14 protein-coding genes and 1 riboswitch are annotated in these 21,999 nt (G+C 37.1%); of the genes, 13 read left to right on the top strand and 1 reads right to left on the bottom strand.

Features of this window, described 5'->3' with window-relative positions; all coding sequences use genetic code 11:
- The first annotated feature begins 118 nt into the window (after nucleotides 1-118).
- From B9Y81_RS00350 to B9Y81_RS00320, 7 genes are all read left to right on the top strand, one after another.
- The gene (locus B9Y81_RS00350) at nucleotides 119-862 is read left to right on the top strand and encodes a transposase (protein ID WP_085535021.1); all 744 of its coding nucleotides are present in this window, start codon (nucleotides 119-121) and stop codon (nucleotides 860-862) included.
- A 69-nt stretch (nucleotides 863-931) separates the two neighbouring features.
- Nucleotides 932-1,049, top strand: a riboswitch (TPP riboswitch).
- A gap of 78 nt (nucleotides 1,050-1,127) precedes the next feature.
- Nucleotides 1,128-3,326 (top strand): TonB-dependent receptor, encoded by a 2,199-nt coding sequence (locus tag B9Y81_RS00345; RefSeq protein ID WP_085535020.1) that lies wholly within the window; start codon nucleotides 1,128-1,130, stop codon nucleotides 3,324-3,326.
- 118 nt (nucleotides 3,327-3,444) lie between these two features.
- Nucleotides 3,445-4,008: an RNA polymerase sigma-70 factor gene (locus B9Y81_RS00340; protein WP_085535019.1), complete on the top strand. Its 564-nt coding sequence runs from the start codon at nucleotides 3,445-3,447 to the stop codon at nucleotides 4,006-4,008.
- 61 nt (nucleotides 4,009-4,069) lie between these two features.
- Nucleotides 4,070-5,080, top strand: coding sequence for a FecR family protein (locus B9Y81_RS00335; protein WP_176221423.1), 1,011 nt, complete (start codon nucleotides 4,070-4,072; stop codon nucleotides 5,078-5,080).
- A gap of 148 nt (nucleotides 5,081-5,228) precedes the next feature.
- Nucleotides 5,229-8,474 carry a TonB-dependent receptor gene (locus tag B9Y81_RS00330; RefSeq protein WP_085535046.1) on the top strand — a complete coding sequence of 1,082 codons (3,246 nt, stop codon included), beginning with the start codon at nucleotides 5,229-5,231 and terminating at the stop codon, nucleotides 8,472-8,474.
- 10 nt (nucleotides 8,475-8,484) lie between these two features.
- Nucleotides 8,485-10,200, top strand: coding sequence for a RagB/SusD family nutrient uptake outer membrane protein (locus B9Y81_RS00325; RefSeq protein ID WP_085535017.1), 1,716 nt, complete (start codon nucleotides 8,485-8,487; stop codon nucleotides 10,198-10,200).
- 14 nt (nucleotides 10,201-10,214) lie between these two features.
- Complete coding sequence (locus tag B9Y81_RS00320) at nucleotides 10,215-11,582, top strand: Gfo/Idh/MocA family protein (RefSeq protein WP_085535016.1); 1,368 nt, start codon at nucleotides 10,215-10,217, stop codon at nucleotides 11,580-11,582.
- Nucleotides 11,583-11,653: 71 nt separating this feature from the next.
- Here the strand turns inward: B9Y81_RS00320 and B9Y81_RS00315 are convergent, their stop codons facing one another.
- Nucleotides 11,654-12,241, bottom strand: a complete 588-nt coding sequence (locus B9Y81_RS00315; protein ID WP_085535015.1) for an RNA polymerase sigma-70 factor — start codon at nucleotides 12,239-12,241, stop codon at nucleotides 11,654-11,656.
- 98 nt (nucleotides 12,242-12,339) lie between these two features.
- Between B9Y81_RS00315 and B9Y81_RS00310 the strand changes: the two genes are divergently transcribed.
- The 6 genes from B9Y81_RS00310 to B9Y81_RS00285 all read left to right on the top strand — a co-directional run bounded on the left by B9Y81_RS00310 (nucleotide 12,340) and on the right by B9Y81_RS00285 (nucleotide 21,974).
- Nucleotides 12,340-13,383 carry a FecR family protein gene (locus tag B9Y81_RS00310; protein ID WP_085535014.1) on the top strand — a complete coding sequence of 348 codons (1,044 nt, stop codon included), beginning with the start codon at nucleotides 12,340-12,342 and terminating at the stop codon, nucleotides 13,381-13,383.
- A 220-nt stretch (nucleotides 13,384-13,603) separates the two neighbouring features.
- Nucleotides 13,604-16,966, top strand: a complete 3,363-nt coding sequence (locus B9Y81_RS00305) for a TonB-dependent receptor (RefSeq protein ID WP_245832368.1) — start codon at nucleotides 13,604-13,606, stop codon at nucleotides 16,964-16,966.
- An 11-nt stretch (nucleotides 16,967-16,977) separates the two neighbouring features.
- Complete coding sequence (locus B9Y81_RS00300) at nucleotides 16,978-18,822, top strand: RagB/SusD family nutrient uptake outer membrane protein (RefSeq protein WP_085535012.1); 1,845 nt, start codon at nucleotides 16,978-16,980, stop codon at nucleotides 18,820-18,822.
- 37 nt (nucleotides 18,823-18,859) lie between these two features.
- Complete coding sequence (locus B9Y81_RS00295) at nucleotides 18,860-20,113, top strand: alpha/beta hydrolase family protein (RefSeq protein ID WP_095996230.1); 1,254 nt, start codon at nucleotides 18,860-18,862, stop codon at nucleotides 20,111-20,113.
- A gap of 580 nt (nucleotides 20,114-20,693) precedes the next feature.
- Nucleotides 20,694-21,278, top strand: coding sequence for a nicotinamide riboside transporter PnuC (gene pnuC / locus B9Y81_RS00290; protein WP_085535010.1), 585 nt, complete (start codon nucleotides 20,694-20,696; stop codon nucleotides 21,276-21,278).
- A 54-nt stretch (nucleotides 21,279-21,332) separates the two neighbouring features.
- Entirely contained in the window at nucleotides 21,333-21,974 is a 642-nt protein-coding gene (locus B9Y81_RS00285) for a thiamine diphosphokinase (protein ID WP_085535009.1), read from the top strand.
- The last annotated feature ends 25 nt before the right edge of the window (nucleotides 21,975-21,999 follow it).

The raw sequence follows: 21,999 nt of genomic DNA, 5'->3' as shown, positions 1-21,999 counted from the left end.
CAGTTTTTAATGGTTATTTATAATCCCTTTCAAATATAACTAATATCTGTAAACATCATATATTACTATACAATAATATCTGATTTTATACCTTTGCGCGAAATAATCAAAACGGACTATGGATAAATATCAGAATAAATATCGTGTAAAATCGATTCGTGCATCTTGGTGGGATTATAAAGAAACGGGAGCCTATTTCATCACAATATGCACACAACACAGAAAACATTATTTCGGAAAAATAACCAATGGAGAAATGAAATTGTCATCCGTCGGTATCATTGCAAATATTTTATGGCACGAAATAAAAACACATACAACAAATATCGAATTAGGCGAATTTGTTGTAATGCCCAACCATATACATGGTGTATTAATATTATTGCCCAATGACAAAAATGATGGTGGGAATGATGATGTGGATAATGGTTTGGATAATGGTTTGTATATCAATGGAAATGCCGATACAATTACCGATACAAATGCCGATACAAATGCCGATACAAATGTAGAGACAAGGCATGCCTTGTCTCTACGATCACGATCACCGTTACGATCACCGTTGCAATCCCAACCCCAACCCCAATCATTATCATTATCGCAATTGCCCCCATCCCAACCATCCCAACCATCCGAATCCTATGCACAGGACCGTTTTCGGAATCCGGGGAAACGATCGATTTCATCTATAATTGGTGGATATAAATCTGCCGTAACAAAACATGCCCATCGTATGGGCATTGAATTTGGTTGGCAATCTCGTTTTTATGATCATATTATTCGCAATGATCAATCCTTTCAACGAATATCTAAATATATTATTGAAAATCCCACGAAATGGGGGGATGATTGTTTTTATTGATATGTTGATGATATAGGAAAAACACCGGTGTGATTTGATTTATTCCTGTAATTTGTTTTACTTTGCCATCTGAATACTAAGGGGTGCTTGAAAACCTGTTTCCTGTGAGACTGTTTTCGGGCTGAGATGATACCCATACAACCTGATGCGGATAATGCCGCCGAAGGGAATAGATAATATGCGGCCGTGTTTATCTTTTGGTATGTTCTTCTACACACACTCCTATCCTATTCACAAGTGAAATTTTAAATTAAAAGTCGAAAGGATGAAAAGTGTTTTTTATGGTGCTGCCTTACTTATGGTAGCAAATGTGGCGAAAGCGGATGTTGATCCGGTGGATTCGTTGCAGGTTTCTCAAAGTTTATCATTGGATGAAGTGGTCGTATCTGCCACAAGAGTTACAAAAGCGATGCCGATCGCTTATTCTGATTTGTCAAAACAAGAGTTGGTTAAACGAAATGACGGACAGGGCATACCTTTTCTTATCTCACAGTCTCCTTCTGTTATAATGACTTCTGACGCCGGCAATGGAGTGGGCTATAGCGGTTTTCGTATTCGTGGTACGGATGCTAATCGCATTAATATTACACTAAATGGTGTTCCCGTAAATGATTCGGAATCTCATAGCGTTTTTTGGGTAAATATGCCTGATATTGCTTCATCGGTAGAAAATGTGCAGATACAACGAGGGGTTGGAACTTCTATGAACGGTGGTGCTGCTTTTGGTGCTACGGTGGCTATGCAGACGCAAAACCCCGATCTGAATCCGTATATGGACTATTCGGTGTCTGCCGGCTCTTTCGGTACCGTTCGTAATACCGTACGAGGCGGAACAGGCCTGCTGAAAGATCATTTTGTTTTCGATGCGCGATACTCGAATGTGCGAAGTGATGGTTTTATTTCCCGGGCAAAGGCTAATATGAGTTCATATTTTGTTTCCGGTGCTTATTATGGAGATAATACGCTAATTAAATTTCAGACTTTTGGTAGTTCCGAAAAAACTTATCAGGCTTGGGAAGGAGTACCTTCCTCTATGCTAAATACAAATAGAACCTATAATCCATGTGGTGAATATGAAGATGAAAACGGAATTGTGCGATATTATGATAATCAGACAGACAACTATTGGCAGAGGCATTATCACCTAATGGCAACGAAACGGCTCAGTGATACCTGGAGTATGAACATGACGTTGCATTATACCGATGGTGAAGGTTATTATGAGGATTATAAAGCCGGAGCGAAGTATGCCTCCTATAAGCTACCTGTATACATTGATTCGCAGGGCAACGAACAGAAAAAAACAGACATTGTGCGTCGTAAGTGGTTGGAAAATGATTTCTACGGAGCAATTTACAATGCGAATTATCGCGGAGAAAATATGATGTTTACATTTGGCGCTGCGGGCAATCATTATGATGGCGATCATTACGGGCGTGTGATGTGGGCGAAAGCAGCCAATAGTCTGCCTAAACCAAATTACGAATATTACTTCAATACCGGTAAGAAAACCGACTATAACACGTTCGTGAAATTAAATTATCAATTTCTTCCGGGATTAATAGGTTTTGCCGATCTGCAATATCGTGGGATCGATTATTCCATTAAAGGAAGTGACGATAAAGCAGGAGACAATGTAAATATCTCTAAACATTGGAACTTTTTTAATCCAAAGATAGGGTTGAACTTTCAAAAAGGAGCCCATAAGGCTTTTGCCTCTTTCTCCGTAGCAAACCGGGAGCCCGGCCGGGATAACTTTACCGAAGCCGGAAAAGGAGAACAGCCTGTGCACGAAACACTGTATGATTATGAAGCCGGATATACCTATGAACAGCCGAAGTTCAACGCGGGAGTAAATCTTTACTATATGGATTACAATAATCAGTTAATCCTTTCCGGAAAGATCAGTGAAATAGGAGAAGCATTAACAACCAACATTAAGGATAGTTACCGTTTCGGAGTTGAACTGATAACAGGCGTTAAACTAACTTCGTGGCTGAACTGGAATGGAAACGCGACATTCAGCAGCAATAAAGTTCAGCATTTCACTGAATACGTAGACGACTGGGATACCGGAGAACAACGCGCGGAATATTTAGGTACGACTAATATCTCTTTCTCTCCCGATGTGATTGCAAACAGTATGTTTGATATTAAGTATAAAGACTTTAGCGCAAGCTTCAACTCTCAATACGTAGGCCGTCAATACATGGATAACTCATCCGCAAAAGATCGATCTATTGACGCGTATTTCATCAACAGCTTGCGTGTAGGCTACGTCTTTAACCCCCGTTTTGTAAAAGAACTAAGCATTGACGTAACAGTAAACAACCTGTTCAATGAAAAATACGAAACAAACGGCTGGGTATACTCATACTATTCCGAAGGAAAAAGAGGGAAAGAAGATGGCTACTTCACCCAAGCCGGAACCAACGCAATGGTTCGGCTGAGTGTGCGATTTTGAGAAAATACCGGCAGTAACCAGAAACTGCCGGTTTAGAAGTCTGTCTGATTCAAATAAGTGTTTTTAATGCAATATTTATTTATATTTGCTCCACTTAAATGGAAATCCACAGCTCTTTATGACAGACTTCTCTAATATAGATTTCTCGGATGATATTTTTCTCTTAAAATTAATACGAAAAGAGGATGAGCAAGCGTTCAGATATTTATTTGACCGATATTTCACTTCTCTTTGTAGGTTTGTAAGAGTGTATGTCAGAGAGAGTTTAATTGCTGAAGAGATTGTTCTTGATGTCTTTGTAAACATTTGGGAAAAGCGAAAAAGTCTGGATGTAAAAGTTTCATGGAAGTCCTATTTATTTCAGGCTGCTAAAAACAGAGCACTTAATTATCTGAGAGACAATGATCGTTATGTTACCACATCAGATTGGACGTTATTTGATAAGGCGGAGGTTGATTATACGGTTGAAATGAATGAATTGACCCGTCTCATTAAAGAAGCGATCGATTCTTTGCCGGAAAAGACTAAGGAAGTATTTAGAAAAAGCAGGATGGACTACTTAACCAATAAAGAAATTGCTGGAGAATTAGACGTAACGGTTAAGAATGTAGAGGCTCATATAACAAATGCAATTAAGCTGATCAAGAAGCATTTAGGAAAAGCATATTATTATTTGTGGTAATTATTTATTATTACATTAGGGTTCTTGTCTTTTGATGTGTCACACATGAAAAGGAATGAGCGTGAAGAATAATATACCTTGGGATCTAATCATCTCTCACTTGAAAAAAGAAACCACCGAACAAGAGGAAAGTATCTTGCGGGAGTGGTGTAATGAAAGAGAAAACAATCAGCTTTTACTTGAGTTGTCTTCTTTATGGGAAAACATCCAGAAAGCTTCAGAGTCGTATAATCCGGACTTGGAATTCTATTGGAAAGAACTGAAGCGTAGAACTGAAAAGCAAGATAAAGTTAAAGAAAAGCCTTCAATATCATTATATAAAATAAGAATTGCTTCGGCGGTGGCTTCTGTTATCCTTCTTTTTTCGATTTCTTTGTCATTCTATATTGGGAAAAAAACTACTAAGCCGGAAATAAAATCTCAGACATACACAGCTTTAAACGGAAAATCTCAGATGATCTTACCGGATGGAACATCTGTCTGGTTAAATATAGGTTCGACATTAATCTATCAGACTTCTTATTTAAGTAAACGAACAGTGCAACTGGAAGGAGAGGCGCTGTTTGACGTGGAGAGTGATCCTAAGTCACCATTCATTGTAGAGGTGAATGATATTGCTATAAAGGTACTCGGTACTCGGTTTAACGTACAGGCCTATTCCGGAAAAGAAAATATTCAGGTTGCTTTGTTAGAAGGAATAGTGTCGGTGCTGAGCAATAATAAAGAATCTATAATGAACACCGGAGAGATAGCCTATTTCAATAAGCTAAATAGAACTTTATTAATAGAAAAAAGTGATGTTGATTTTGAATCTTCCTGGGCAAACCAATCGTATAGTTTTAATTCTAAAAACTTAGCTTATATCTGCAAGTATCTCGAAAAATGGTATAACGTGACGATTTCATTAGATCCGGATATTGCAAACTCTTATATCTATACATTTACAATAAAGGACGAACCCTTAGAAACAATATTACAGATCATGTCAAGGATAAACCCAATAAGTTATTCCTTCGATGATGGAAATAAAGTGACAATAAAAGAAATAACCAAAAAAGGAGGTGAAATATGACATAAGACTAAATACCAGTATAAAAAGACACAGATCGTTGTGATCTGTGCCCTACGGAATAATTCCGAAAAAGAAAACATCCTGAGCTGTATTCCAAATTGACCGTTTGATTCAAGCTCAAAATGTTAACCTTATAATTTACAAATATATGAATAAGATAAAAATATTTCTGAATAAGAGAATAGTTTTTCTTTCCTATGCGCTTTTGTTTACTCTTGTTTGCAATATAAATGCACAAAAAACTCCAGAAAAGATAACCTTGTCATTCTCTGAGATAGAACTTTCAGACGCAATAGGAAGAATACAAGCAACAAGCAGTTATACCTTTTTTTATGACGTGAATAAAACAGACTTGACACAAAAGGTTTCTCTGAATATAAATCAAAAAGGTATAGAAGAGGTAATGACAGCCTTACTTAGTTCTACGAATTTAACTTTTGAAATCACAAATAAGCAAATAGCCTTAATGCCTAAACCCGTTCAGACAAAACTGAAAAAAATCACAGGAACTATTTTAGATAATTCCGGAGAATCTGTGATCGGAGCAAATGTTTCCGTAAAAGGAACAACTATTGGTACAATAACGGATATGGACGGAAAGTTTAGTCTGGATGTGCCGGAGTCTGGCGTGCTTCTTGTCTCTTATATAGGTTACAACTCATTTGAAGAGAGGCTTAATAATAAGAAAACATTTGATATTACTCTGACTGAAGATACTAAAGCTTTAGATGAAATTGTAGTAGTTGGTTATGGAACTTCTCGTAAAAGAGATATTGTAAGTGCTATGGCCAATGTGAAGGGTACCGCGTTTAGCAGTGCCTCGACAAGTAATGTGAAAGATGTATTACAAGGAAAAGTTGCTGGAGTAGATGTTCAATCTGCCCGTTTCCCTGGAGATGACCAAGGAATATTGATTCGTGGCTCCAGATCATTGAATGCAGGAAATAATCCTCTTATTATTGTTGACGGTATTCCTGGTAGCCTAAGTAATATAAATACCTATGATATAGAATCAATAGAGGTGTTGAAAGATGCTGCGAGTTCTGCAATCTATGGGTCCATGGGAGCAAATGGAGTTGTTTTGGTAACAACAAAAAGAGCAAAGAGCGGTGTGAAGCGTGAAGTGAGTTTCAATGCTTATATGGGGCTAAATGTTCCACACATGATGCCTCTTCAATCTGGCGAGGAATATGTCCAGTTTAGGCGTGATGGATACAGATATGCACATGGTTGGGATAAACCTTTTACTGACGAAGATGTGTTTACTGCTTCAGAACTTGACGTTATAAATAAAGGCGAGTATACTAACTGGCAGGATTTGATGTATAGAGATGCTTTAACACAGAGTTATCATTTGAGTGTCGGAAATAGCGGCGAAAAAACAAAGTTGTTTTTATCTCTTAAATATGATAAGGAGGAAGGGTATTATGAGACTAATGATATGGAGAATATTAACATTTCTCTAACGACAGATCATGAACTTGCCAGTTTTTGGAAGCTTGGAACAACGGTTCGGTTACGTCGTAATAATGTATCTGATTTCAGGCTTTCTCATAAAGACAGACAAGAAAATACAGAAGTTTTATATATGACTCCCTTATCCAGACCATATCATGATGATGGAACAATTAATTATTTCCCAAATCCATTGAATACATCTGGGTATAACCCTCTTTCCGACTATGTTCCTGGTCAATATGCTGATGATAAGCAAAGGAATACGCTGAATTTGAATTTCACTTCGAATATCACAATAACCAAATGGTTAAACATGCAGACAAATGCCGGTTTTACATTTTCGGATAATAAAACAGGATATTTCTACGGTAAAAATGCCTATTTCAATAAAGGGGTTAAAACGGTGTCGGGCAAGGATTATAGTAATTCTGACCAATATACGATAAATAATATTATTTCATATGATAATACATTTGGGGATCATCATTTGGCTGTTGACCTTGTTGGTGAGATTCAGAGCTATAAGTATGATCTTTCGAATCTATCAGGAAATAATCAACCGGTAGAATATACCACATACCATAATTTGGCAAGTAATACAGAAAACATAAAAATTAATAGTACTTATGAAGATTGGGCATTAGCTTCCGGGTTAGTTCGCGCTCGCTATAATTATAAGAGTAAATATTTTTTGAATGTTGCTATTCGGGCGGACGGTTCGTCTAGATTGGCAAAGGGTAATCAATGGGCTTACTTTCCATCTGGTGGATTGGGCTGGAGTATTAAAGATGAGGCTTTTCTTGCGGAAACTGACTGGGTTGATAACTTGAAACTTCGCTTGTCTTATGGTACAGTAGGGAATACAGCAATCAATCCTTATGAAACCCAAGCTCGTTTATCTCAAAAGGCTTATCTTTTTGGAGAAGATGCCGCGGATAAGTTTTATACATACAGTCCATCTTCAATTGTTAATCTAAATTTAGGATGGGAGATTTCTAAGACTGTGAATGCAGGAATAGATTTTGGTTTTTTTAATAATAAACTTACCGGTTATGTTGAGGTATATCAAACTCGTACAGATGACCTACTGATGAAAAGAGCTATTCCTACTTTTTCAGGATTTGATATGATTTGGCAGAATATAGGAAAAACAGAGAATAAAGGATTAGAGATCGGACTAAATTACTCTCCTATTCGTTCAAAAGACTTGAATGTTGACTTATCATTCAACTCGGCACGTAACTGGGAGAAAATATTAGAATTAATTAGTGGAGAAGATCTACCGAACAATAGATGGTTTATAGGAAAGCCGATGGGAGTAATCTACGATTATGAAAAAATTGGTGTTTGGCAATTGGGTGAAGAAACTGAAGCCGCGAAATACAATGCTAAACCTGGTGATATAAAGGTGAAAGATCAGGATGGCGATGGATCAATTAGCGCTGCGAATGATAGAGTTATTCTTGGGCAAACAAGACCAAAATGGACTGCATCTCTTGGTGGAAATATACAATATAAAGCGTTTGACTTCTCTTTTAATATCAACTCAAGATGGGGCTATATGGTAAAAGCAATTCCATATAATGATATAACGATGGATGGTCAACGTTGGCTACCATCTGTAGACTATTGGACTCCGGATAATCCGACAAATGACTTTCCTCGAGCAGATCAGGCAAGTGGATACGATACTTATAGGGGTGCTAACGGATATCAAAAGGGTGATCATATCAAATTGCAAGATATAACCTTTGGATATAGTTTTGATAAATTATTATCAAAATATATTCCCGTGCAGAAGACTCGGTTATATTTTCAGATGAGAAATATCGGATACTTGTATAGAGCTACTAAATATGATATAATACCTGAAGCACCAAACTTTAACTTCACGGTGGCAAGTAGTTATAATTTTGGAGTAAACATAACTTTTTAAATGAAGTAAAATGAAGAAAAATATAATAGCATTATTAGTTGCGATATCTATAGGACTAACTTCATGTGATGGATTCTTAGAGGAAAACCCCAAAGGCCTTATTAGTGATTCATATGCAAAGACTGAGGAGGGTGCAGAAGCTTTGGTTTTAAGTATGTACCAAAGGAATCGATATCTTGTGGAAAGAATGGTGAAATTTGCTGATTGTGGTACGGATTTGACGACATTTGCTACAAATGGAGTTGGTTGGCCTTATGAAGAAGCGATGCTTTATAATGACCCGTTACTGATTTCAAATAGATTCAATTCTCAATACTGGAAATATTTGTATAGAGCACTAAATGTGGCAAATGCAAGTATTCACTTTGTGCAAGAAGCTACAATGAGCAATGAAGAAAAAAGAATAAAACTGGCATCTGAGGCACATGCGATGCGAGCTTTTTATCTGTTTATGATTGTGGAGACTTGGGGACCTGCCTCCCATTATTCAGAAACACCTTCGCAAACTGTTATAACTGAGGGATATCAACCTGGTATTGCGGCTTTTTATGAAAGAATTTTTAAAGACATTGAGGTTGCGGAGAAATCAATAGGACTCCCTCAGGATACTAAGTTTGGGCGTATGAATATTGGTGTTGTTAAGATGTTAAAAATGAGGGTGATGATGTCTTTTGCTGCTTATGATGACACGATTCTTAGTCAATTGGGCTATACGAAGCAGAAATGTTATGAAGAAGCGATTGTGCTTTCAAACTCTATAGTTAATGATTATAACTATAAGTTGCTTGATAACTATTCATCAATTTTTGATGTGAACAATCAGATAAACAGTGAAATTATCTGGTCAATACAATATTCAAGTGATCTCATCTATAATGGAATGGAAACTAACGAAGACTCAAACCATTTGCATCGCTATTTTGTAGGATGGTATAATAAATCTGCAAAGAATACTAATCAGAATATTGATGGACTTTGGAGTCATTCCAGAGTATATGGCCGTGAGTATCGTTGCATTATGCCAACTTACTATTATCTTACCTGTTTTAATAAGTTTGATAAACGTCGGGAGCAAACATTCCAAACTGCTTGGTGCAGAATTCCGGAAAACTGGAATAATGAGCCGATTTATACAGATACATTATTAATCCGTCCTCTAGATGTGGTTTCTCCAGATTATGTACAGGACTATAATCGTAAAGGAGTTATTGTTGATGAAATTTCAGATCTATTTGATCTGAAAACGGGCGTACCGACTATTAATGGCCGTTCTTGTCACCATACATTAACAAAATATCTTGATCCGAGTAGAGATGAGGCAAAGCGTGAAGAAGGCTTTAAGGATTTGATTCTTATGAGATTGGGTGAGGTTTATATTACTCTTTCTGAAGCATATGTAAGAACGGGCCAATTAGAGAAGGCAGCGGAAACAATCACGAAATTAAGAGAAAGAGCTTTGATCACAGGACATGAGCAGGAATTAAAAATTACTGCTTCTGATATGACTATGGAATTCATTTTGGAAGAAGGAGCACGTGAATTAGGTGGTGAGCTAAATCGCTGGTATATGCTTAAAAGATCTGGAATGTTGGTGAAATGGGTTAAAGAAAAAAATCCGGATATATCTCTGATTAAAGACTACCATATCTATCGTCCTATACCTCAAGATGCTTTGTATGAGGTGACTAATTTGGATGTGTTCAAACAAAATGAAGGTTATAACTAATAAAGATATTTATAATGAATAATAAAATTTCAAGACGTGATTTTTTAGTGACTTCTGGATTATTAGCAGGAAGCACTGTGCTCAATCCTGTTGATGGTCTGAAGGCATCAGCAACTGTTGGATCTAATGCCGAAAAACTTAAAGTTGCACTTGTTGGAACAGGATCACGTGGGTGTGGTATGTGGGGACGCGATTTAGTGAAACGTTATCCTGCTTATCTTGAATTTGTTGGACTTTGTGATATAAACGAAGGGCGCTTGGCGTTTGGGAAAGAGTATATCGGGGTAAATTGTCCGACTTTTACGAATTTTGAGAAAATGATGAAGGATACAAAACCTGATTTGTTAATTGTGACGACGGTCGATGCTACTCACCATGACTTTATAATTAAAGGTATGGAGATGGGTGCAGATGTGTTGACTGAAAAACCAATGACAATTGACGAACATAAAATTCAGGCAATCCTTGATGCGGAAAAGAGAACTGGAAAGAAATGTCGGGTAACATTTAACTACCGGTATTCTCCACATAGAGCTAAAATATGGGAGCTTCTACGTGCCGGTGAGATTGGAGAACTTACCTCTGTTGATTTCCATTGGTATCTGGATACTTCTCATGGTGCGGATTATTTCAGACGTTGGCATAGGTTGACAGAAAAAAGCGGCTCTCTTTGGGTGCATAAAGCGAGTCATCACTTCGACCTGCTAAACTGGTGGGTAGATAGTGATCCGGAAACAGTCTTTGGATTGGGTTCCTTGGAGTTCTATGGTAAAAATGGACAATTCAGAGGAGAAAACTGTCGTACATGTAAACATACGAAAACGTGTAACTTCTATTGGGACATTACAAAAAATGACTATTATAAGAAAATCTATGTCGATAATGAAAAATACGATGGTTACCTTCGTGACGGTTGTGTATTTAAAAACGATGTGAATATTTATGATAAGATGGCTGCCAGCATTAAATATAAAAATGGTGTACAAGTCTCTTACTCGCTTACAACGTATTCGCCGTATGAGGGGTATCGCATTGCTTTTAATGGAACGAAAGGGCGTATAGATGCTTGGATACAAGAATCTAAACCTGTGAATGATGCAAACTATGATGAAATTGTCCTTTTCAAAAATTTCAACAGACGAGAGTATATTCAAGTGCCTCACGGAACTTCAGGGCATGGAGGAGGAGATAATCTACTTCGTGATCAGGTTTTTATACCTAACACGCCTGACCCACTGAAACAATGTGCCGGCGTACGTGACGGGGCTTTAGCTTGTCTGATTGGTATTGCAGCAAGAAAGAGTATTGAATTAAACAAACCAATAAATATTAGTGAACTAACGACGATACAACCTAATGTGAGGAAAGAATACACATTGTAAGAAATATCTGTAAAAATAAAGAGGTCCTGATTGTTAGAAAATCAGGGCCTTTTTCATGAGAGAACTGTATTTCAATTGATAATACTGGGATAGAATAAGAGAATTAACGGCAGATAATCTTTTAATTCAACTTTAAGCACCTCTATCACTTGACTTTTATAACGTTTTGCCGTCCGAACAGAGATGTTGAGCTCGTTCGCTATCTCTTCATAGCTTTTCCCCTCTAAACGATGCATTTCAAAAACGATACGATAAGTTTCCGGTAATTTATTCAGTGCTTTTTCAAAAAGATTATATAATTCGGATAAGAGATATACATCATTATCATCACTATTCTCTTCTGTTGAAATAAATTCCTGATACTGACGACTTAATCCCTCTTTTTTTAGATAGTTTAGACAGTGGTTGCGAACAGAAAGAATCAGATAATTTCGTATTGATGTTTTTATTGCTAATTTTTTCCTGCTTTCCCATAGTATTACAAAAACATCCTGCACAATGTCCTCTCGTATCGCTTGGTCTTCTATATATCTTCGAGCATAGATAGAAAGAGCCGGATAAAAAAGGCAGAATAGATTCTCAAAGGCTTTTTCATCATCGTTAACAACTGTGTTCCATAATAGGAATTCTGTATCTTGAGTATGTGGAATGCTACTCATGATGGCAAATATAGTATAGATTGAAAGATTTTTGTCAAATAGTGGCACTATTTTGTTGCTTGATTGTCTTATAGATGTAAACTGGATAATACCGACAAATGAAAAATGAACTAAATATAGATAAAGAAGTATTGTTTTTTAGGTATAGTAATAACCTGGCAACTTCTGCAGAGCGAGAAGAGGTGGAAAAACTAATTTCTGAACATCCTGAAGCCAGAGACGAATTAGCCGCGGTTCAGCAGGCCCTTAGTCTCAGGCAGAAAATAAAAGAGATGGAGTTGTATGATATTTCTGCCGGATATGGTGAAGTAAAGAAATCAATCCGAATGAAAAATCGGAAAAGCAGATATATCTCTATTTTGACACGTGTTGCAGCGATTCTGACCCTTCCTTTATTAATTTCAACGTTCACCTTGTTATATTTTGTGATAGGTGAGGATTCGCAAGAGGAACTCTTATTTGCTGAGGTTACCTCTGCTCCTGGTATGGTTACTCGATTTGAGTTACCAGATAAATCAAAAGTATGGTTGAATTCAAATGCAACACTTCGCTATCCAATTCAACTTAATCACTTAAAGAAACGAGAAGTAGAATTGACGGGAGAAGGTTTTTTTGAAGTAGAATCAAATAAGGATAGTCCATTTTATGTCTCTACCGCTTCTGGAATGAGAGTGATGGCGCACGGTACGCAATTCAATATAAACACGGAAAGTCAAATGGTAGAAACTGTGCTTGCTGAAGGAAAAGTCTCCGTTCTTTATAAGGATCATGTAATGAAAGAAATGCTCCCCGGTGAACAATCCCTTTTTGACAGCGAGACAGGAATAATAAAAATTCAGGAAACGAATCTGGCTGAGAAGTTAGCCTGGAAAGACGGGAAAATAATATTCCGTAATGCTCCGTTAGATGAAGTGTTCGATAGATTAAGCCGTCGGTACAATATTGAGATCGTTCTCCATGATGAACACAATCAATCAGGAAACTATTTATCTCGCGTCACTTTTACGGATGAAACCATACAGCAGATTTTCTCGTATCTTGAGATAGCAGCCCCTATAGCCTGGAAACTAAGTTCGCCCATTCAGAAGAATGATTCAACTTTAGTGAAGCAACGAATAGACGTGTGGTTGAAAAAGAAATAAATCTAATCTAATAATAAATGAAACAGCGTATGATGAAAAACTGAATTGTCAATTAAGAGAGACAAGAGTAAGCGGTCACTTACTCTTGTCGGGAGAACTTAACTTCTTTGGACTAAACCTCCAAAGATATTGTAAACATTAAATTCAATACAAAATTATGAAAATCCAGAAATTATTCGGGGTTAATACTCCATATTATTTCTTAAAACTTTGTCGTATAATGAGATTAAGCTTTTTTTTAATGCTTATTGCCATTTTTCAACTCAGTGCGAAAAATGCCTACTCACAATCTGTGTCTTTATCTTTCACCGTAAAAAACATTTCTATAGAAGAGGTTTTGGATAAAATAGAACAGGAAACCGAGTTTTCGTTTCTGCTTTTGGATAAAAGTCTTGAAACAGATAAATTAGTCTCGATACAGGCAGATCGAAGTACTGTAGAGCAGATATTAACAGACTTGTTTGAGAGTACTAATATCCAGTATAAGGTTGTTGATCGGCAGATAATATTAATGAAAAAGGTGTATAGTACAGCAATCCCTCAACAAAAAAACAAACGGATAACAGGAGAAGTTCTGGATGAGAGGGGAGAGCCAATTATTGGTGCGAATATTGTAGAAAAAGGAACAACTAATGGTACTATAACTGATATTGATGGACGATTTAGTTTGGAGGCTTCCGCAAGTAGTATTCTTCTGATCTCTTATATTGGGTATGATCCCATTGAAGTTCAAGCAAAAGATGGTTTAAGTATAAGAATGAAGGAAGATCTTAAAGCTCTTGATGAAGTGGTCGTTATCGGTTATGGATCAGCTAAAAAGAGTGATTTGACTGGCGCAATATCCAGTATTAAAACTGAAAATATTGCGCAACAAGGTCCGCGAAATGTACAAGATATTTTAAGAGCTAATGCTGCAGGATTAAATATAGGTTTGGCTACAGATGCTAAGGCTGAAGCGTCTATGGCTATTCGTGGGAAAGGGACATTGGCGTCTAACAGTGACCCACTGATTGTCTTGGATGGGGTTATTTATGAAGGCGCGTTAGCTGACATAAACCCACAGGATATTTCTTCAGTAGATATTTTGAAAGACGCAAGTTCTGCTGCGGTCTATGGTGCTAAGGCGGCAAATGGAGTCATTGTTTTTACAACCAAAAAAGGTAAAACCGGAAAACCAATTATTAATGCGAATGCCAATATCGCAATAGCTCAATCTGCAAGCCAGCCTAAAATATTAGATGCAACAGGATTCATGAAATTTAGGCAGGATTATAATGAAGGGCGGAATTCTGATGCTTATTTAGCAGAATTTCCACAGATTTTCATGAATCCTTTTGAATTGAATGGTGTCAATCAGTTAGATTGGTATAACTATGATCAAAAAACACCTGTCTCATCTGTCACGGATGAACAACTTCTTACACAATGGTTATCACGCTTAAATTTTACAACCCCGGAAATACAAAATTATCTTGCCGGCAAAGTAACAAAATGGGATGATTTAGTATTTCAAACCGCATTACAACAGGATTATACGGTAAGTGTGTCTAATGCGACTGATTATACTTCTCAGTATATATCATTAAACTGGGTTGATCGTGAGGGTATTATTGATGGAGATAAATACCAAACATTCCGTGCTCGTGTAAATGTGGAATCGAAAGTGACACCGTTCTTAACTGTAGGAGTTAATGCACAATATGCTTATCGTAATGAGAGTTTCTTAAAATCTCTTTGGGGACAAATGACGATGATTCCTCCTTATGCTTCGAATAATATTGATGATCCGGAAAGTTTATACCAAAGAAGACCAACTGGACTTGATCCAATAAATCCCTTTTATGATAATTTATATACAGACTTGAAAGATGTGAAACATAATATAAATGCGAAGCTTTATGCATTATTATCTTTGCCTTTCGGGATTGAATATACCTTGAATTTTATTCCATATTATCATTTTTCGGAATATTTTAAACATTATTCTTCTAAAGGCGAGAATTGGAAAGCAATTGGAGGGGAATCAACCAGACAACATAGCAAGCGATTTAACTGGCAGGTTGATAATATTATAAATTGGAAAAAGGAATTTTTAAATCAGCATAAAATAGAAGTAACCTTGTTGGCAAACGCAGAAAAGGCTCAGTATTGGTATACTGAGGCCCATAGTAAAAATTACACCCCTAATGATGTATTAGGTTATCATCGATTGCAAGCAGGAGGTGTACCAACAGTTTCGAGTAATGATACTTATCAAACGGGTGATGCGCAAATGGGACGTTTTTTCTATTCTTTTGATAATAAATATATGTTGACGGCGTCAGTCAGACGTGATGGGTTTTCGGCTTTTGGTAAGAAAAATCCACATGCCGTATTCCCCGCTGTCGCTCTTGGTTGGGTTTTTACACAAGAGAAGTTTATGAAAAAAACAGAAGAATGGTTGAACTATGCAAAGCTTCGTTTTTCGTGGGGTGAAAATGGTAATAGAGAAATCGGACAATATGCAGCTCTTGCTCAGATGGTATCAGGTTTAAGACCTTATATCGACCAAACGGGTACGGTTTATACTACATCACAAATATATGTGAATACAATGGCCAATTACAATCTAAAATGGGAAAGAACAGCTTCGTATAATTTGGGTTTGGATTTTTCAGTCTTTAATGATTTGTTGAGTGGTTCCTTGGAACTATATACAGCAAAAACTAATGATTTATTGGTAAACCGGGCGCTTCCTAATATCACTGGATTTTCCAGTGTGACAAGTAATCTTGGTCAATTACAAAACCGCGGTATGGAGGTAACGGTCAATGCTAATATTATTAATAACAAAGACTTTAGTTGGACTGCTTCGGGTAATTTCTCGTTTAATAGACGTAAAATCAATAAATTATACGGAGATATGGTTGATGTTCTGGATGAAAAAGGAAATGTTTTAGGTCAAGAAGAGGCTAATGATGAAACAAATGAATGGTTTATCGGGCAAGATCCGGATAGAATCTGGTCTTACGAACGCAATGGCGTTTGGCAGTTGGATGAAAAAGAAACTGCGGCAATTTATGGTTGTCAACCTGGTGATTTTAAATATATTGATCAGAATAATGATGGTATAATGAACAATAAAGATAAAGTCTTTCAAGGATACAAGACTCCCAGATTTAGATGGACATTGAGAAATGAAGTAAAGTATAAAGACTTCTCTTTTTCTGCTTTATTCTATTCTTTTTGGAACTATTACGCATCGCACCAAAGAGCTGCAAATAACCACTCTTTTCCTGATAGGAGCTCTGATTACGATTTCCCCAGATGGACATCTACTAATCCGATCAACGATTATGCGCGTATTGGCTCAAAGAATTTAGGAACTAACTGGGTGAACAAATCATTTATTCGTCTGGAAAATATAAGTTTATCTTATAATGTACCCAAAGAAATCACACAACGTGTATCTGTGCAAAATCTACGATTGTCTATGAGTGTTCAAAATCCGTTAGTATGGGCTCCAGATTGGGACTTTTGGGATCCAGAAGGAGGTTCTGTAACTCCTCGTACATTTACTTTTGGAATAAGTGTAACATTATAAATCAAGAAAGTATGAAAAACTATAAAATATATTCGATATTATTGTCTGTATTCATTTTAGGGGGGTGTAGCGACAGTTGGTTGGAGCCTAAACCATTGTCCTTTTACACGCCAGAGAACACCTATATAGACGCTGAAGGCTTTGAGGCAGCTCTTTTTGCTTGTGAAGGAGTTATGCATGAGGAGTATAATGGAGACGGATGTGCTATCCTGACAGAAATGATACAATCTGATATCTGTGTTGAAGGAACAACTGATAAAGCCGGACCACAGATGGATATGGATAAGTCACTACTTCCGGATGCTAATTTGAATAATATGGATTATACCCGTGTGGGTTGGTATTGGATCAATGCTTATAAAGCTATAAAATACGCTAATATTATAATTGCAAGAATTGATGAAGTGACTTTTGCAAATGAGACGATCAGAAATTCAATTTTGGGACAGGCTTATTTTCATCGCGCTTACTGGTACTATAAATTAGTACATCAATTTGGTGATGTTCCTTTTTTGGAAGGTGAACTAACAGAGCCTAAAGTGGATTTTTATTCGCATGACAGATGGAGCATTCTTGAGAGAATGAAAAAAGATTTGGATTTTGCTTATATTCATGTGCCGGAATTAGTAGATCGTGGTCGGGTGAGTAAAAGCGCATGTGGTACATTGTTGATGAAAATTAATATTTGTTTGGGGTTCAATGATGAAGCAATAAAAATCGGACAAGATATAGTTGCAAAGCATCCGTTGATGACAGAGCGCTTTACAATAAATAAATCAAAACCAAACACCAATTTAATGCATGATCTACATAGTGTAGAGGCCAAACTAGATATGACTAATACGGAAGGTTTGATGTATATTGTTTCTTATCCCAATGTAACAGGATCTTTGAGTTCTCAATTAATGAGAAATACGCTTCCTAGAATTGTTGGTGTTTCAACTCCCGATGGTATGACAGGAATTGTTTTTACCAACAATGTAGAACCGAAGTATGAGATAAATACAATATATGGTCGTGGAATAGGAAGAGCTAGAATAACAAATTACTATCAATATACACTATGGACAGAGAAAGAGCGAAATGATTTGAGAGGTGTGTATAATAGAGACAGCTGGAAAAGCCCGGCTGATATGTGGTATAATGATCCAGCATTAAAAAATAAAGGGAATATATATTATGGGCAACATTTAGTGAAAAATCCGGCAATGTCTGTTGAGGATTCTGTTCGTGCATGGTATCAATGGCCACATTTTAAACTGTTTGTCCCAGATCCTGTGTCTTCAAGTTGGTATTGGGGAGGAGAAACGCCAATGTATATCTATCGTACTGCAGAAGTTTATTTGTTAATGGGCGAAGCTTATTATTGGAAGAATCAACCAGCTCAGGTTGCGGAAATGCTGAATATTGTTCGAGCAAGAGCAGGGGCAGATCCTTTAACTACAGCGGATATTTCAATTGCTTCAATTGTCGATGAGAGGGCCCGAGAACTTTATTATGAGGAGAATAGACATTTGGAGCTGACCCGAATTGCATTTACTTTTGCAAAAACAGGAAAGACTTGTGAATATTTTGGGCATACGTATAGCTTAGAGAATATCTCAGGTCTGGGAGGTGCAGGTGCAAATGTAAAGCAAACAGGTTACAATTTCTGGTATGATTGGGTTGTGGAGAAGAATAATTTTTACAACAAAGGCGTAAGTCATCGTTGGGCTGAATATAAAATTAGTGTTCACCATATGTTGTGGCCGGTTCCTGCATCTGCAATTAATGCAAATACTGGAGGCGTTATAAATCAAAATATAGGTTATCCTGGAGCAGAGAAGAACCTCCCTCCGTTAAAGGTGGAGCTTTGATGATACAGTAGGTTGTTAATTAATACTATAAATAATTATGACAAGAGTAATTGTATTGATTTTATTAAGCTTATCAACATTCTCATACGCCCAAAGGAAAGATGTGAATTATGATGAGTCAAAAATCCCCCCATATATTCTACCAGATGTGTTGTCTTGTGAGGATGGTGAAAAAGTGACATCAATCAAACAGTGGGAACAAAAAAGAAGACCGGAGATTCTGAGTATGTTTGCTTCACAGATGTATGGACGGACTCCTAATGAGAAAATTAAGGTTGACTATGAGATTCTTACTGAGAATGCTCAAGACATGAATGGTCTTGCCACAAGTAAACAAGTGAAGTTTGTTTTTTCTAATGGGACGAAACAGATAGAAGCAATTCTATTAATGTATGTGCCAAATCAGGTAAAAGGGAAAGTTCCTGTATTTGTAGGATATAATTTTAAGGGGAATCACAGTACAACATTCGACACGACTGTACATTATTCTCCGGTATTTCCTTTGGTAAAGGAACCTGATCATCCGGATTGGGAAAGAGGTGTACAAACAAGTAGATGGTGTTATGAGAAAATTTTAGAGAGAGGTTACGCGATAGCGACTATGTGTTATCACGATATTTATCCAGATAAGCAAGGCTTGAAAGATCACAGTATTGTTTCTCTATTTTCGGACTATAACCCGGAGTCAACCGCATTAGACGAATGGCAGGCTATAGGAGCCTGGGCGTGGGGAAGCAGTAGAATCCTGGATTATCTGGAAACGGACTCAAGGATAGACATGAAGAAAGTGGCTATAATGGGACATTCCAGACAAGGAAAAGCCGCGCTTTGGGCAGGTGCTCAAGATAAACGTTTTAAGGTTGTTATTTCAAATGACTCAGGTTGTGGAGGTGCTGCTTTATCTAAACGTGTATTTGGAGAAACCGTTGCTATCGTCTCTTCAATTCAACCGTCTTGGTTTTGTCCGGCATTTAATCAATATCGGAATAATGAGAAAGAGCTTCCGTTTGATCAACATCAGCTTCTTTCGCTGATTGCACCAAGAAAGGTTTATGTGGCAAGTGCTCAGGAAGATTTGTGGGCAGACCCAAGAGGAGAGTTCCTTTCTACTTATTATGCGAGCCCTGTCTACCGTTTGTACGGTTTGTCCGGGATAGAATCGACTATTATGCCAGGATTACACCAGCCGATTATGGAGGATGTTGGTTATCATATTAGAACAGGTAAACATGATGTTGTAGACTATGATTGGGAACGCTTTATGGATTTTACGGATAAACACTTTAAATAAATAATATAACTTCATAAAAACTGCTCATATTTAATATAAGCAGTTTTTTTATGAAGTTTTTTAATCAACTATTTTTCCCATTTGATAGTGTTTTGGTATCTATTCCAACTTCGGATCAGTGTAAACAAATTCAACTTTAAAATGGAGCGTTTTTTTGTAATACTATATGAAAAAAAATATATCCTTTATTTTTCAAAAAATATCCTTTATTTTTCGGAAAATAACCTTTGTGTTTTTTGATGTGTATAATCGGTTGATTATCAATCTTGTGTGAAAAGCGTCAAATTTGATTTTAAAACAAGAAAAATAGTTAGTTTCCAACCGGATATTCCTTTTTATCTGTAATGTTTCTACTCTAAAGATAAAAACTATAGCTATTTTTCCTTTCTTTGTATCCTGAATACTAAGGGGTGCTTGAATAATCATTTTTGATAAGATGATTGTCGGGCTGAGATAATACCCACATTACCTGATGCGGATAATGCCGTCGAAGGGAGAACGACTATGATCGTTCAGGTGTTTTCTTTTGCTTTTGCACTTTTTGTATTTCAGACTACAAATTTCATACAAAAGTGTATTTATGGAGCAAGGTTTAGAATATTTTGGTGTGGTAACCGGATTGCTTTATCTCTGGTTGGAGATCAAGCAACATAAAGCAATGTGGGTGGTGGGATTTATTTCATCACTTACTTATGTTTTTGTGTTTTTCTTTTCTAAGTTTTATGCGGTGATGGCTTTGAATGTTTATTATGTGCTGATCAGCATTTATGGTTTTTTGCTTTGGTCTCGTCGTAGAGGGCAGGAGAGTGAGGTGGCTGAGGATACGGGTATCGTGTATCATCGTATAACTTTAGGGCTGGCTTTGTGCTGTGGCTTGGTGTCTGTCGTTTTGTTTGGAGGTGTTTATTATGTGTTGAATGATTTGACGGATTCACCCGTGGCCTTAGGCGATGCTTTTACCACGGCATTGAGTATTGTTGCCACCTGGATGTTGGCGCATCGCTTTATTGAACATTGGCCTTGCTGGGTGTTAATTAATTCTGTTTCTGCTTATCTGTATTATTCACGTGAATTATATCCCACGATGTTTCTGTATCTTTGTTTTGCTGTATTGGCTATAGTTGGTTATTATAACTGGAAGAAAAAAGGAAGTCATGCAGCATAGTTTCAGAAATAGCGTAGTCCGGTTATATTTTGTAAGATTAGGAATAATAATAAGATGAATATAGATTTTGATTGTGTGATTGTCGCAAACGGGTTGTTTCCTTCGCGGGAAGAGATATTAATATATTTAAGTGAAGTTCCGGCGTTGGTAGCTTGTGATGGAGCTGCCGAGAGTTTGTTGTCGAGAGGTTTCAAGCCTACTGCTATTGTGGGTGATCTGGACAGCTTGCCTGAAGAGATCCGCTATAGTTCAGTTTGTGAAGTGCGGTATTCAGAGGAGCAAATGACAAATGACTTGACAAAAGCTGTTCATTTTGCTCATGAAAAAGGATATAAAAGAATATTGATTTTAGGAGCGACAGGTCTGCGTGAAGACCATACTTTAGGCAATATCAGTTTGCTGACAAGCTACATTGACTTGTTTGAACAAGTGGAGATGATGTCGGACTTTGGTGTTTTTATTCCAATGAAGACCAGTAGGACGTTTAAATCTCAAAAAGGACAGCAAATATCTATATTCTGTATAACTCCGCAAGTAGAAGTAACTACCACAGGACTTCGTTGGGAAGTGACGAACAGACGTTTCGAAAGTTGGTGGCAAGGTACATTAAACGAAGCAATCGGCACCGAATTTACAATTTCGGTAGAAGGAGAAGCACTGCTCGTGATTTATAAGGCTTTTGTTGATTGCAAATAAGAAAGGGAATGCCCGGTCTTTTAGC

This window comes from Massilibacteroides vaginae (genome assembly GCF_900178525.1).
Taxonomy (GTDB): domain Bacteria; phylum Bacteroidota; class Bacteroidia; order Bacteroidales; family Tannerellaceae; genus Massilibacteroides; species Massilibacteroides vaginae.
The sequence above is the reverse complement of the archived record's forward strand: the minus strand, read 5'-3'. Positions and strand labels throughout refer to the sequence as shown.

Excerpts from the sequence above, each read along its gene's own strand:
- B9Y81_RS00350 (WP_085535021.1), top strand. The coding sequence starts at position 119 with ATGGATAAATATCAGAATAAATATCGTGTAAAATCGATTCGTGCATCT.
- B9Y81_RS00345 (WP_085535020.1), top strand. The coding sequence starts at position 1,128 with ATGAAAAGTGTTTTTTATGGTGCTGCCTTACTTATGGTAGCAAATGTG.
- B9Y81_RS00340 (WP_085535019.1), top strand. The coding sequence starts at position 3,445 with ATGACAGACTTCTCTAATATAGATTTCTCGGATGATATTTTTCTCTTA.
- B9Y81_RS00330 (WP_085535046.1), top strand. The coding sequence starts at position 5,229 with ATGAATAAGATAAAAATATTTCTGAATAAGAGAATAGTTTTTCTTTCC.
- B9Y81_RS00325 (WP_085535017.1), top strand. The coding sequence starts at position 8,485 with ATGAAGAAAAATATAATAGCATTATTAGTTGCGATATCTATAGGACTA.
- B9Y81_RS00320 (WP_085535016.1), top strand. The coding sequence starts at position 10,215 with ATGAATAATAAAATTTCAAGACGTGATTTTTTAGTGACTTCTGGATTA.
- B9Y81_RS00315 (WP_085535015.1), bottom strand. The coding sequence starts at position 12,241 with ATGAGTAGCATTCCACATACTCAAGATACAGAATTCCTATTATGGAAC.
- B9Y81_RS00310 (WP_085535014.1), top strand. The coding sequence starts at position 12,340 with ATGAAAAATGAACTAAATATAGATAAAGAAGTATTGTTTTTTAGGTAT.
- B9Y81_RS00305 (WP_245832368.1), top strand. The coding sequence starts at position 13,604 with ATGAGATTAAGCTTTTTTTTAATGCTTATTGCCATTTTTCAACTCAGT.
- B9Y81_RS00300 (WP_085535012.1), top strand. The coding sequence starts at position 16,978 with ATGAAAAACTATAAAATATATTCGATATTATTGTCTGTATTCATTTTA.
- B9Y81_RS00295 (WP_095996230.1), top strand. The coding sequence starts at position 18,860 with ATGACAAGAGTAATTGTATTGATTTTATTAAGCTTATCAACATTCTCA.
- pnuC (WP_085535010.1), top strand. The coding sequence starts at position 20,694 with ATGGAGCAAGGTTTAGAATATTTTGGTGTGGTAACCGGATTGCTTTAT.
- B9Y81_RS00285 (WP_085535009.1), top strand. The coding sequence starts at position 21,333 with ATGAATATAGATTTTGATTGTGTGATTGTCGCAAACGGGTTGTTTCCT.